This window comes from Nocardioides sp., assembly GCF_025965415.1.
Classification (GTDB): Bacteria; Actinomycetota; Actinomycetes; order Propionibacteriales; family Nocardioidaceae; genus Nocardioides.
This window is the reverse complement of sequence record NZ_JAOPWY010000017.1, coordinates 35816-49116: the sequence shown is the minus strand read 5'-3', so window position 1 is coordinate 49116 and position 13301 is coordinate 35816. Positions and strand designations below refer to the sequence as shown.

At 71.4% G+C, this 13301-nt stretch carries 7 protein-coding genes and 1 pseudogene; 5 read left to right on the top strand and 3 right to left on the bottom strand.

Annotation, left to right across the window (positions count from 1 at the left end; all coding sequences use genetic code 11):
* Nucleotides 1–38 precede the first annotated feature (38 nt).
* Nucleotides 39–923, bottom strand: a complete 885-nt coding sequence (locus JWN97_RS01995; RefSeq protein ID WP_297617360.1) for a LysR family transcriptional regulator — start codon at nt 921–923, stop codon at nt 39–41.
* Here JWN97_RS01995 and JWN97_RS01990 point away from each other — a divergent pair.
* The 3 genes and pseudogenes from JWN97_RS01990 to JWN97_RS01980 all read left to right on the top strand — a co-directional run bounded on the left by JWN97_RS01990 (nt 922) and on the right by JWN97_RS01980 (nt 3493).
* A pseudogene (locus JWN97_RS01990) lies at nt 922–2184 on the top strand (thiolase family protein). The gene JWN97_RS01995 and the pseudogene JWN97_RS01990 overlap by 2 nt on opposite strands.
* Complete coding sequence (locus tag JWN97_RS01985) at nt 2181–2837, top strand: 3-oxoacid CoA-transferase subunit A (RefSeq protein ID WP_297617357.1); 657 nt, start codon at nt 2181–2183, stop codon at nt 2835–2837. The pseudogene JWN97_RS01990 and the gene JWN97_RS01985 overlap by 4 nt, the downstream one beginning before the upstream one ends.
* Entirely contained in the window at nt 2834–3493 is a 660-nt protein-coding gene (locus JWN97_RS01980) for a 3-oxoacid CoA-transferase subunit B (protein WP_297617354.1), read from the top strand. Before JWN97_RS01985 ends, JWN97_RS01980 begins: the two co-directional genes overlap by 4 nt.
* A gap of 5 nt (nt 3494–3498) precedes the next feature.
* Here JWN97_RS01980 and JWN97_RS01975 read toward each other — a convergent pair whose 3' ends face one another.
* Both JWN97_RS01975 and JWN97_RS01970 read right to left on the bottom strand, forming a co-directional pair.
* Nucleotides 3499–9018 (bottom strand): carboxyl transferase domain-containing protein, encoded by a 5520-nt coding sequence (locus JWN97_RS01975; protein WP_297617351.1) that lies wholly within the window; start codon nt 9016–9018, stop codon nt 3499–3501.
* A 67-nt stretch (nt 9019–9085) separates the two neighbouring features.
* Nucleotides 9086–10132 (bottom strand): glycosyltransferase family 2 protein, encoded by a 1047-nt coding sequence (locus JWN97_RS01970; protein WP_297617347.1) that lies wholly within the window; start codon nt 10130–10132, stop codon nt 9086–9088.
* 185 nt (nt 10133–10317) lie between these two features.
* On the opposite strand from JWN97_RS01970, the gene JWN97_RS01965 reads away from it, so the two are divergent.
* Entirely contained in the window at nt 10318–11199 is an 882-nt protein-coding gene (locus JWN97_RS01965) for an MEDS domain-containing protein (protein ID WP_297617344.1), read from the top strand.
* A gap of 204 nt (nt 11200–11403) precedes the next feature.
* Nucleotides 11404–13296 carry a molecular chaperone DnaK gene (gene dnaK / locus JWN97_RS01960; RefSeq protein ID WP_297617341.1) on the top strand — a complete coding sequence of 631 codons (1893 nt, stop codon included), beginning with the start codon at nt 11404–11406 and terminating at the stop codon, nt 13294–13296.
* The last annotated feature ends 5 nt before the right edge of the window (nt 13297–13301 follow it).

Below are 13301 nucleotides of genomic sequence, written 5' to 3'. Positions count from 1 at the left end.
AACGGCCGGGCGGTCCGATCGCCGCACCGTCCGGGGCATCAGTCGCGCACGGTCTCCCCGATGATCCGGGCGACCCGCGCCGCAGCGGCGGAGGGTTCCCCGGTGCGTGAGGCGAGGGCCAGGTCGACCGTCTCCGGATCGGCGAGCTGGACGTAGGTCGCCCCTGCGACGGCAAGGCTCCGGACCGGCTCCGGCACCAGGGCCACTCCGAGGCCGGCCGCGACGAAGACCACGAGCGTGGCGGTCTCGCCGACCTCGACCAGGCGCGCGGGGCGGAAGCCCGCACGGCCGCACGCGGCCAGGACCTGGTCGTGCATCGACGAGTGGTCACCCGACGGGTGGATGACGAATGCCTCGCTCGCCAGGTCCGCCAGGGCGACGGTCTCGCCGGTCGCGAGCCGGTGTCGCGAGGGGAGAGCGGCGACCAGGCGCTCGGTCCGCAGTGGGCGGAGTCGTACGCCGTCCCGGGCGGCTCCAGGGCGTAACAGGGCGAGGTCGAAGGTGCCCGACTCGATCCCGGCGTACAGCTCGGGGCTGAGGAGCTCGCCCCGCAGGACCAGCTCGACGTCGGGCAGCTCGTCGTGGACGCGTCGCGCGACCTGGGGGAGGACGTCGTACGTCGCCGTGCCGACGAAGCCGACCGAGACCCGCCCGGTGAGGCCCTGCGCCAGCGCGCGCATGTCGGCCTCGGCGTTGCTGGCTGCGCCCGTGATGCGGAGCGCGTGCTCGCGGAAGCGGCGCCCGGCCTCGGAGAGCTCCACGTGGCGGGTGGAGCGGTCGAGCAGCACGAGTCCGACCTCGTTCTCCAGCTGCTTGACCTGCGCCGAGAGGGCGGACTGCGCCACGTGCAGCCGGGCGGCCGCTCGGCCGAAGTGGAGCTCGTCGGCGACGGCGAGGAAGTAGCGCAGGGTCCGCAGCTCCATGACGGCAATTTATCGCACACCCAGATCAATCAGTCGGAACCACGTGTTGGACGAGATGAGTCGGTCCTCGTACGGTCGAGCCGTGACCACGTCTGCCTTCCTCTACGCCGCTGCCCGCACTCCCTTCGGCCGCTTCGGCGGCGCCCTCGCCGAGGTCCGCCCCGACGACCTCGCGGCAACCGCCCTGACAGGGGTGCTCGCGCAGGCACCCGACCTCGATCCCGCCAGGATCGGCGACGTGGTGTGGGGCAACGCCAACGGTGCGGGGGAGGACAACCGGAACGTCGGCAGGATGGCCGTCCTGCTCGCGGGCCTCCCGACCTCCGTGTCGGCCACGACGGTCAACCGGCTGTGCGGCTCCTCCCTCGATGCGGCGATGACGGCTTCGCGCCTCATCGAGTCCGGCGACGCCGACGTCGTCGTCGCCGGCGGCGTCGAGTCGATGACCCGCGCCCCGTGGGTGCTGCCCAAGCCGTCGCGCGCCTTTCCCGCCGGCAACGTGACCGCGGTGTAGACGACGCTCGGCTGGCGGCTGGTCAACGAGCGGATGCCGGCGGAGTGGACCGTGTCGCTGGGCGAGGCCAACGAGATGCTCGCCGACCGCTTCGCGATCTCGCGCGAGCGCCAGGACGAGTTCGCGGCCCGCTCGCACCTCCTCGCCGACGCCGCCTGGGAATCCGGGTTCTACGACGACCTGGTCGTCGCCGTGCCGGGCGCCGACCTCGCTCGCGACGAGGGCATCCGCCCCGGCTCGAGCGCCGAGAGGCTCAGCGGCCTGAAGCCGTCGTTCCGCAAGGACGGCACCATCACCGCGGCCAACGCCTCGCCGCTGAACGACGGTGCCTCGGCGGTGCTGCTGGGCGCCGAGGACGCCGGGTTCGGCGTCGCTCCCCTGGCGAGGGTGGCCGGCCGCGGCATCCACGCGCTCGACCCGCAGGACTTCGGCTTCGCCCCGGTCGAGGCGGCGAACAAGGCGCTGGCGCGCGCCGGGATCACGTGGAGCGACGTGGGCGCGGTGGAGCTCAACGAGGCCTTCGCCGTCCAGTCGCTCGCCTGCGTCGACGCATGGAGGATCGACCCGGAGATCGTGAACACGAAGGGCGGCGCGATCGCCATCGGGCACCCCCTGGGCGCCAGCGGCACCCGGGTCCTCGGCACGCTGGCCCACCGACTCCAGCAGAGCGGCGAGCGCTGGGGCGTCGCCGCGATCTGCATCGGCGTCGGCCAGGGGCTCGCGGTGGTGCTGGAGAACGATTCATGACCCAGGTCTGCGAGGACACGGCCGACGCCGTGGCCGGGATCGCCGACGGCAGCACCGTGCTCATCGGCGGCTTCGGCATGGCCGGGATGCCGGTGGCCCTCATCGATGCGCTGATCGAGCAGGGCGCCACGGACCTGACCGTCGTGTCCAACAACGCGGGTAATGGCGACACCGGTCTCGCGGCGCTCCTCGCCGCCGGGAGGGTCCGCAAGGTGGTCTGCTCCTTCCCCCGGCAGTCCGACTCGTGGGTCTTCGACGGGCTCTACCGTGCCGGGGAGATCGAGCTCGAGGTCGTGCCGCAGGGCAACCTGGCCGAGCGGATGCGCGCGGCCGGCGCGGGGATCGGCGCGTTCTTCTGCCCGACCGGCGTCGGCACGCCCCTGGCCGAGGGCAAGGAGACGCGCGAGATCGACGGCAGGACCTACGTGCTCGAGATGCCGATCAAGGGTGACGTCGCCCTCATCGGCGCCCACCGCGCCGACCGCGCCGGCAACCTCGTCTACCGCAAGACCGCACGCAACTTCGGGCCTGTCATGGCCACTGCCGCGACCACGGTCGTGGCCCAGGTGCGCGAGGTCGTGGACGTGGGCGAGATCGACCCCGAGGTGGTCGTCACCCCCGGCATCTACGTGGACAGGATCGTGGTCGCATGAGCAGCGCCTCCCGCAGCACTCCCCGCAGCACTCCCCGCAGCAAGGACGAGATCGCGGCCGCCATCGCCCGCGACATCGCGCCCGGTTCGTTCGTCAACCTCGGCATCGGACAGCCCACCCTCGTCGCCGACCACCTGGGCGACGACTCCGGCGTCGTCCTGCACACCGAGAACGGCATGCTCGGCATGGGCCCGGCGGCGGTCGGCGACGAGGTCGACGCCGACCTGACCAACGCCGGCAAGGTCCCGGTCACCGAGCTTCCCGGGGCGTCGTACTTCCACCACGCCGACTCCTTCGCCATGATGCGCGGCGGCCACCTCGACGTCTGCGTCCTGGGCGCGTTCCAGGTCTCCGAGCACGGCGACCTGGCCAACTGGCACACCGGCGCACCCGACGCGATCCCCGCCGTCGGTGGCGCGATGGACCTCGCCATCGGCGCCAAGCAGGTCTTCGTGATGATGACGCTGTTCGCCAAGGACGGCACGCCCAAGCTCGTGCCCTCGTGCACCTACCCGCTCACCGGCGTCGGGTGCGTGAGCCGCGTCTACACCGACGTGGCGACGTTCGACGTGGGTCCGCAGGGCGTACGCGTGGTCGAGACCTTCGGCATCACGCCTGCCGAGCTGGCGGAGCGACTGGACGTGGACCTCGGCTGACGCCGTCAGCTGCCGAGTCCCTCCTCGATCGCCTCGATCACCCTCGGCCGCAGCCGCTGGACCGCGACGACCTCGTCCACCGAACCCACCCGGACGGCCCGGTGGACGTCGTGGACGCCGTCGAACTCGGCGGCGACCTCACCGATCTTCTCGGGGCGCACCGCGGCCTTCAGGTCGGCCAGCTCGACGACCATCCGGCTCCGGTCCGGTCCCGTGGCGTCGGCGATCCTGGCCTCGACGTCGCGGACGCGGGGGTCGGCCGACGTGCGCTTCTCGACCTCGCCGGCGAACACGACCGCCGCAGCCGGGGCACCGCCGATCACCGACGCGAACGACCCCTCGAGGGCCAGCACGGTCATGCGGGGGTTGAGAGCCTTGGAGAACACCACGAACGCGCCGCCGTGGTAGCGCGAGATGACGCAGAAGACGATCGGTCCGTCGAAGTTGACGATCGCACGGCCGATCTCGGCGCCGTACTCCAGCTGGAGGTTGCGCATCGAGTCCGGCGAGCCGTCGAAGCCGGAGAGGTTCGCGAGGACGACGAGGGGACGGTTGCCGCTCGCCGCGTTGATCGCGCGGGCCGCTTTCTTCGACGACTTCGGGAACAGCGTGCCGGCGGTGTAGATGTCCGGTCCGTCGGTGGGCGGGAAGCCGCGGCGGGGGACCGGTCGCGACTCGATCCCGAGCAGGCAGACGGGATAGCCGCCGAGGTGGGCGTCCTGGACCACGGCGGTGTCCGCGTCGGCCATGCCCGCCCAGCGCTCGAGCACCGGGTGGTCCTGGTCGGCGAGCGCGCGCATCACGGTGCGGATGTCGAAGGCCTTCTTGCGCTCCGGGTTGGTGGCCGCGGAGAAGATCTCGCCGACGGTGGTGAAGTCGCTGTCGGCCGAGACGTGCGGGTACGACGAGACGTCGCGGTCCGCGGGGTCGGTGGTGCTCGCCCGCCGCGGATGGGTCTCACCGGGCACGACGTAGGTGTGGTCGTAGTGTGCCATCAGCACGTTGAAGGCGCCGGCGAGGTCGGGGGCCCAGTACTGCGCCTGCCCGTTCGGGCCCATCACGCGGTCGTAGCCACCGATGCCGAAGTTGTCCTCCGCGGACACGCCGCCGGAGAAGTCGAGCGACTGCTTGCCGGTCAGCACCATCGCGCTGTCCGGTGTCATCACCAGGATGCCCTTGGTGTGCATGAGCATCGTCGCCTCGGCGTTCCAGTAGGGCTGCGCGCCGACGTTGATGCCTGCGACCACCACGTTGATCTCACCGCCGGCCTGGGTGAACTCGACGATCCGCTTGAGAGCGGCCGCGACCCAGTCCATGTTCTCCGTGCCGGAGTCCATCGAGATCCGGGCGCCCGCGGAGAGCGCGTACCACTCCACCGGCACCTGCATCCGCTCGGCGAGGTCGATGGCGGCGATGATGCGCGAGCACTCCGGCTCCGACACCGCGCCGAGCGCCTTGGTCGGGTCGCCGCAGAGCACGACCCGGGTGACGCCCTCGGGGTGGAGCGGGGTCGGGGTGGTCACGACGGCGACCAGGATCCCGGCCACGTTCTGGCCGGGTCCGCGGTCGACCGGCACCAGGGCGCCGGTCTCGTCGAGGTCGTGCTCGACGAGGCTCCCGTCCGGGCCGGCGAGCACCCCCTCGAGCTCGTAGGGGTAGACCAGGCCACGGCGACGGGCCCGGGCGACGTTGGACGCATAGTCGTCGAGGGGCTTGAGCCGCTCGGTCGGGGGGCCCTCGACGGACGCCGTGACCCCGGCGCCGGGTCGGGCGTGGAACCGCAGCGCGATGGGGAAGGGGGTGCCGTCGGGGCCGATCACCCGGCCCTGCGCGAGCACCTCCTCGATGCCGGCGCCGTCGGTGAGCGGGGTGATCTTGCTCTGCAGTGTGGTGAGCTGCTCGATGTCGGCCTCGACCACCGGCCACACCTGCACCCACACGTGGTTGGTGTCGAGCTTGCTCCCTGCCGCGCCGCGCGACGTCCGCACGCGACGGATCGCCTCCAGGCAGTTCTCCACGGCCCGCTCCGCGTGGGGCAGGCCGGTGACCCTGCCGCTCTCGTCGCGTACGACGGCGAGCTGGCGGACCTGCGCCAGGGCCACCAGCCGGCGGTCGGCGGGGTTCTCACGGGCGACGCACTCGTAGAGCAGGACGTCCTCGGGCGCCTCGATCCGGGTGACGTGGAAGTCACGCAACCGCCAGAGATCGAGGCGGCGGCCGACCATCGGGTGCACGCCGCGGACGAGGTCGTCCTCGACGATCCCGCCGCCCGCGACCGGCCGGAAGGTGTAGTAGGTGACCGGCGTGCCGCCGCCGGGGCAGACCGCCACCGCGATCCGGCGTACGTCGTGGGCGAACGGCAGGGTCGCAACGATGCGGGCGAGCTCCGCGCTGGCCTGCTCCGGCGCCTCCGGGGCCTGGGGCCAGTGCAGGTAGAGGTCGATCACCACCTCGTGACCGGCCGGCCGGGCGGAGACCTGGTCGCCGAGGGCCGCGACGAGGCCGCTGCCCGGGTCGCTGAGCTCGGCGAGGATGCCCTCCGTGGAGACCACCCGGGTGGGGCGGTCGTCGAGGACGTAGTCGGCCACCGCGAACGTCCGCCCCCCGAGCACGATGGACCGCAGGTCGTGCAGCTCGTGCTCGCGGTAGTGCCGGCGCACCAGCACCTCGAGCAGGGGCTCCTGCTCGGGCACGCCGTCCTCGAGCCGCTCCGCGAGGAAGCGCACGACCTGCTCCGGGATCGCGGCCAGCGCCTCCAGCCGGACGGTGCGGTCGGGAGCGCCGGGGTCCGCCGCCAGGGCCGCGACCTCGTCGCGGACGCCCGCGAGCACGCTCGAACGCTCCTCGTCGACCAGCGGCTGGTCGAACCAGCGGAAGCGCGTGCTGCGGGCCAGGTCGCCGACCACCGGGAAGCGGAGCTGGGTGGACCTGACGAGCCGCTCGAGCAGGTCGCGTGCCGCGACGGCGAGGTCCTCGGCCGGCGGGGCCTCGACGATCCAGCGCTGGAGCAGCTCGGTGGCGAGGCGGACCTCGGGGACGGGGCGCTGCTGCGCCAGGAAGATGCGGAACACCGCCTCCTCCAGCTGCGGGGTGCGGTCCAGGTCGGTCACGCCGTAGTGGCCGAGCACCTTGGTCAGGCGGTCACGGAACTGCTCGGGGAGTCCGCCACGGTCCACGTCGAGGCTCTGCAGGAAGGTGTGGAAGTGCTCCCGCGAGCTGTGCACGCGCAGCTCGGTGTGGAGGTCCTCCCCGACGGGGCGGTTGCGGCTGAGCTCGGCGAGGTCGGCGAACAGGCCGAGGAGGTCGATCTCGTCGACCACCACGTCGACGCCGGCCGCCACCAGCTCGTCGCGGGCCGCGAGGTAGCCGGCGACCACGTCGCCCTCCTCGCTCGCATCGACGTCGTACCCCATCACCATCGCGGCGACGTCGGCGCGGCTCCGCGCAGCGCGCTCACGCGCGGACGCGGGCGGCACCGCGGGCGGCAGGCCGAGCGCCGGTCCGGCCTCGTCGGGAGCCACCTCCTCCGGGGCGTCCTCCTCGACGGGCTCGAGACGCACCAGCCGGGCACCGGTCTCGACCTGGCTCCCGGTCAGCACGAGAAGCTCGCGCACGCGTGCCGCGAACGGCGCTCGCAGCACCGTCTCCATCTTCATCGACTCGAGGACCAGGACGGGAGCGCCGGCCGCGACCACGTCGCCGACCACGACGGGGGACGCGACGACCAGCGCGGGGGCCGGTGAGCGGAGCACGCCGCCCTCGTCGCGGCTGACCCGGTGGGTCACGCCGTCGACCTCGACCGTGTAGACGGGACCGTGCATCGCGGTGACCAGGCGGTAGCGCTGGTCGCCGACGGTCATCCGGCTGCGGAACTCGTCGAGCCGCTCGATGTCCGCCACCACGACCTGCTCGACGCCGCCGGACTCCACGCCCACGCGGAACCGCTGCGGACCGATCTGGATCACGGTGACCTTGTGCGCGACCCCGCGCAGCTTGAAGTCGACCGCCCGGCCGACCTTGTGCTGCACCTGCGGGCGGCCGCCGCGGGCGCTCTCGAGCAACCGGGTGACCTCGACCTGGGCCTCGTCCTCGTACGCCTCGATGCCCGCAGCGACCACGGCGATGCCGGAGTGCTCGTGCACGACGAGCCGACCCTCGGCGCGGACCCGGTCGATCCAGCTGGTGTCGGCCCAGCCGGCCTCGCCGTCGACGACCTCGGACTGGTCCAGGAGGTCGAGGATGAAGCCCTTGTTGGTGGCCCCGCCCTCGATCACCACGGTGGTCTCCGCCATCGCCCGGCGCAGTCGTGCGAGCGCCTCGTCGCGGGTGCGGCCGTAGGCGATGATCTTGGCGATCATCGAGTCGAAGTCGGCCGGGATGGTGTCGCCCTCGCCGACGCCGGTGTCCACGCGGATGCCGGGTCCCGAGGGCAGGTCGAGCAGTGCGATCCGACCGGGGGACGGGGCGAAGTCGCGATCCGGGTCCTCGGCGTTGAGCCGCGCCTCGACGGCGTGCCCGCGCTCCACGGGCTTCGAGCCCTCGAGGTGGCCGCCTGCCGCCACGTGCAGCTGGGCCTTGACCAGGTCGAGGTCCGTCGTCGCCTCGGTGATCGGGTGCTCCACCTGCAGGCGGGTGTTGACCTCGAGGAAGGCGAACGACCGCTCGCCGGGGTGGTAGAGGAACTCGACCGTCCCGGCGCCGACGTAGCCGACGGCGAGGGCGAGCCGCTCCGCGGACGCCTTGACCTCGTCGGTCTGGCTGGCGTCGAGCAGGGGAGAGGCCGACTCCTCGATCACCTTCTGGTTGCGCCGTTGCACCGTGCAGTCGCGCACACCGACCGCCCACGCGGTGCCGTGGCTGTCGGCGATCAGCTGGACCTCGACGTGCCGTGCCCCGGTCACGAGGCGCTCGAGGAAGACCACGCCGCTGCCGAAGGCGCGCTCCGCCTCGTCGCGCGTGCGCTGGTAGGCGTCCTCGAGCTCGGCGCCCGTGTCGACCCGGCGGATGCCCCGGCCACCTCCGCCGGCGGTCGCCTTGAGCATGAGCGGGTAGCCGATCCGCTCGGCCGCGGCCAGCGCGTCCTCGAGAGTGTCGACCGCACCTCCGCTCCACGGCGCGACCGGTACGCCGACCTCTTCCGCGAGGAGCTTGGAACCGATCTTGTCGCCGAGCCTGCGCATCGCCTCGGCGCTCGGACCGATGAAGGTCACGCCGATCCGCTCGCACAGGTCCGCGAACGCGGGGTCCTCCGCGACGAATCCCCAGCCCACCCAGACCGCGTCCGCTGCGCACTCGACCAGCACGCGCTCCAGGACGGCGAGGTCGATGTAGGGGCGCGCCGAGGCGGGACCCAGCGAGTAGGCCTCGTCGGCCTCCCGCGCGAACATCGCCGTACGCTCCTCGTCGGTGTGGAGCGCGATCGCACGGATCGGCTCCCCGTCGCCCTGCGCGTTCAGGTCGCGGACGGCGTGGATCAGTCGCATCGCGGCCTCACCACGATTCACGATCGCCACTCGGGTGAACATCCTGGGAGCTCCTGACCCGACGGTCCGCTCGCCGGATCGTCGTCGCGAGACTGTCACGGCTGTGAGGTTACTGCTGGACGGAGGTCGTTCGCTCCCGCGCGTCCGGGGCGTCGAGGGAGAACCTCGACTTGTCCGCGCCCGCGAGCTCGGCAAGTCCCTCCCTGATCCCCTCATGGTGCGCATCGGCGGGCGCGGGCGCGGCCGGTCCCACCGCCATGACGGGGGACATGACCGGGGACACCAGAAGGCCGAGTCTCTCCAGTCCCGCCCGGTCGTCGAGCGCGGTGGCCGCGAACAGGTCGCGGCGCACTTGGTCCGCCACCTCGGGCGCCCACTCTCCCCAGCCCCCCGCCGTCATCGCCGATGCCAGGCGGCGCCGCTCGGGCCGGGCCACCAGGCGGTGACCGGACGTCGTGTGGTTGGTCCACTTGCGGACGAACTCCTCGAGGGTGTGGGACTCGTAGTGCAGGACCTGCAGCCAGGACGCGCGGTGAGCGGGGACGGGTGCCCTGCTGTCGTCCACCACTCGGTGGATCTCCAACCACGCCTCGGACGAGACGCGCAGCCCAGCCTTGCCAGAGGTGTGGCCGCGGAAGTAGGCGTCGTTGTCGGGACGCTCGAGCATCCCCAGGAGGTGGAGCAGGTCCAGCTCCTCGGCGGTGAGGAGGCGCTTGAAGACCGTCACCTCGTCGTTCGGCCATTCCCACTGGGACAGGGCCTCCAGCGGCGCGAGTCGCACGGCGTCGGTGTCCTCGGGAAGCGCCAGCAGGCGGTCCTTGTCGAGATGGAGGACCTCGTCCCCGTCGATGTGGAACATCCATCCTCGTGGGTCGTTCTCGCGCACCACACGCAGCGCGGCGTTGGCGTTGGTGCGCTGGCGGGCATTCAGTCTCGCCGGTTGCTCGTCACCCCACCACGAGCCGGCGTCGACGGCGATCACGCCGGGTCGGGCGTCGAGCAGCTGGGCCGTCCGGGCATCGTCCCGGTCGTCGAGGAAGACCACCATCCGATCGACGCCCGCGGCCGTGTTGCGATCGATCCATCGCTCGAGGCGCGGGAGGTCGTCCTTCACCGTGCTCACCGTGGTGATCACCGGCGGCCCTCCCGTCGTCACGAGCCATGCTAGGCCCCTTGTTCCGAGTGCCTCGCCACGCGCTCGACCTCGTGCGCCTGCCGGTCTATCCACCTTCTGCCAGTCGGGCAGTCCGGGGGAGGGGCAACCGGTCCCGGATGCGGTAGTGTCGAACGCAGGTTGCGAACCTCGATCCCGGTCTTGGATACCGGTGGACGGTGGGCTCCATGAATGGTCTGAGCTTGGGCATCCCCGGCGTCGGTGCTGTCAGCCCAGGGACACACTTCTGCGCCCTCTACTCCGGGCCGGCCGAGCGCGACCGGCTGCTGTTCCCCTTCCTCGACGAGGGGTTGCGCAACGGCGACAAGTGCTTGTGCCTGATCGACGACCTCGAGCCGGCCCTGGTCCGGGACCGGGCCCTGGGGCAGCCCGGACCGGCGTACTCGCGGCGATCGGCACAGCTCGACGTGGAACGGGCGTCGGACGCCTACCTCCGCTCGGGCGAGTTCAGCATCGACGACATGATGAGCTTCCTCTCCGCGAGCGTGGACGCGGCGATTGCCGACGACTTCGACCTGGTCCGGGCCGCCGGCGAGATGTCGTGGGTGATGCCGGGCGCGCCGGGCTGCGACGACCTGTTCCTCTACGAGTCGGCGCTCAACCACCTCGTGGATGAGGTCCCCGCCATCCTCATGTGTCTCTACGACCTGAAGAAGTTCGGGGCCGACATGCTCGTCGAGGTGCTCCGCACCCACCCGAAGGTCCTGCTGGACCGCACGGTGATCGACAACCCCCACTACGTGGCCCCAGGGGAGTACCTGCTGGCTGCCGAGGCCGCCGCCGCCACCCGGTATCCCCTGGTCAAGGCAGGTGCCGACGCCGAGGGCGGGCTGGAACGTGCATGGGCGTCGCTCACCGACGCCGAGCTGCGGGTCGCCTCCCGCGTGTTCCGGGGGATGACCAACCGCAGGATCGCCGAGGAGCTGGTCGTCTCCCACCACACGGTCGACGCCCACCTCAAGCACATCTACCTCAAGCTCGACATCCACTCGCGGGTCGAGCTGACCGTGCTGGCCCTGCAGCACCACCGCGCCGAGGCTCACCCCTAGCCGATCCGGACCGTCGACAACTCATGTTCACGGGATGCTGGCGAGCTGCGGTCCTGAGACATGGGAGGGACACGTGCCCGGCTCCGCGCCGCATGGCGCGTGCCGGGTGATCGGTCCGCCAGGTGTACCTGTTCACGGGATGCAGGTGACGTGCCCTCGGAGAAGCATCGAGCTGGACAGTGCTTCCGGCGAGATGGGGTAGTCATGGGCAGGGCAGTGGGTATCGACCTCGGTACGACCAACTCGGTGATCGCGGCGATGGAAGGCGGTCAGCCGCAGGTCATCCCCAACGCGGAGGGCAACCGGACCACGCCGTCCGTGGTCGCCTTCCTGGAGAACGGTGAGCGACTCGTCGGCCAGATGGCCCGACGGCAGGCGATCTTGAACCCGAAGGGGACGATCTATTCCGCGAAACGGTTCATCGGCCACAAGTACGACGAGGTCAGCAGCGAGCTGACCGCGGTCTCGTTCGACGTGGTCGCCGGCCCCGATGGCGCGGCGCGCTTCCAGGTCAACGGCAAGCTCTACGCGCCGGAGGAGATCTCGGCACAGGTACTTCGCAAGCTTGTCGACGACGCCGGGAAGTTCCTCGGCGAGCGGGTCACCGAGGCCGTCATCACCGTTCCGGCACACTTCAACGACGCGCAGCGACAGGCCACGAAGGACGCCGGCACGATCGCCGGGCTCGAGGTCCTGCGGATCATCAACGAGCCGACCGCTGCTGCCCTGGCCTACGGGATGGACAAGCTGGAGAACGAGACCGTGCTGGTCTTCGACCTCGGCGGGGGCACGTTCGACGTGAGCATCCTGACCGTCGGAGAGGGCGTCGTCGAGGTCCGATCGACGGCCGGGGACACGCATCTCGGCGGCGACGACTTCGACCGGCGGATCGTCGACTACCTGGCCGACGAGTTCAAGAAGTCCAACGGGATCGATCTTCGTGACGACGCGCAGGCACTGCAGCGTCTGTTCGAGGCTGCCGAGAAGGCCAAGGTGGAGCTCTCGGCGGTCACCCAGACGGCCGTGAACCTCCCCTTCGTCACCGCTGATGCCTCGGGGCCCAGGCACCTCAACGTCAACCTGATGAGGTCGACGTTCGAGCAGCTCACCGCCGACCTCGTCGAGCGCTGCCTCGGCCCGGTCAAGCAGGCGATGGAGGATGCGAAGGTGACCGCAGACGACATCGACGAGGTCATCCTGGTGGGAGGCTCGACACGGATCCCGGCCGTGCAGGCATTGGTCCGCCGCCTGACCGGTGGCAAGGACCCCAACATGACCGTCAACCCGGACGAGGTCGTCGCCATCGGCGCCGCCGTCCAAGCAGCGATCATCAAGGGCGATGTCAAGGACGTGCTGCTCCTCGATGTCACGCCCCTGTCGCTGGGGCTCGAGACGATGGGCGGGGTGATGACCAAGGTCATCGAGCGCAACACCACCATCCCGGCGCGGCGGACCGAGATCTTCAGCACCGCGGAGGACAACCAGTCCGCCGTCGACGTCGTCGTCCTCCAGGGTGAGCGGGAGAGAGCGGCCGACAACCGTGTGCTGGCCCGGTTCAGGCTGGAGAACATCCGTCCCGCGCCTCGCGGGGTGCCCCAGGTCGAGGTCACCTTCGACATCGACGCCAACGGCATCCTGCACGTCTCGGCGCGCGACAAGGACACCGGCGCCGAGCAGGAAGTGACCATCAGCGAGACCTCCACGCTCAGCAAGGAGGAGGTGGACCGGATGATCAAGGACGCCGAGACCCACCGCGGTGAGGACGCCGCCCTGCGCGAACGCGTCGACGCCCGCAACGAGCTCGACTCCGTGGCCTACCAGGTGAGCAAGGCCCTCGAGGAGGCCGGCACGTCGGTGCCCGAGCACGACCGCGCCCGCGCCGAGATGCTGGTGGAGGAGGCCCGGCAGGCCGTCGAGGGCGACGAGGACGTCGACCGCCTCCGCGCCCTGACCGGCGAGCTCCACCAGATGGCCCAGGTGCTGAGCACCGCCACCCGGGCCGGTGACACATCGCCGGCCGGGTCTGCCGGCGCCTCCGACGACGTGTCCGGCAGCGATGACGACGACGTCATCGATGCCGAGTTCACCGCTCACTGACGGCT

Coding starts and splice junctions, on each gene's coding strand:
- JWN97_RS01995 (WP_297617360.1), bottom strand. CDS start 923: ATGGAGCTGCGGACCCTGCGCTACTTCCTCGCCGTCGCCGACGAGCTC.
- dnaK (WP_297617341.1), top strand. CDS start 11,404: ATGGGCAGGGCAGTGGGTATCGACCTCGGTACGACCAACTCGGTGATC.
- JWN97_RS01985 (WP_297617357.1), top strand. CDS start 2,181: ATGACCCAGGTCTGCGAGGACACGGCCGACGCCGTGGCCGGGATCGCC.
- JWN97_RS01975 (WP_297617351.1), bottom strand. CDS start 9,018: ATGTTCACCCGAGTGGCGATCGTGAATCGTGGTGAGGCCGCGATGCGA.
- JWN97_RS01965 (WP_297617344.1), top strand. CDS start 10,318: ATGAATGGTCTGAGCTTGGGCATCCCCGGCGTCGGTGCTGTCAGCCCA.
- JWN97_RS01980 (WP_297617354.1), top strand. CDS start 2,834: ATGAGCAGCGCCTCCCGCAGCACTCCCCGCAGCACTCCCCGCAGCAAG.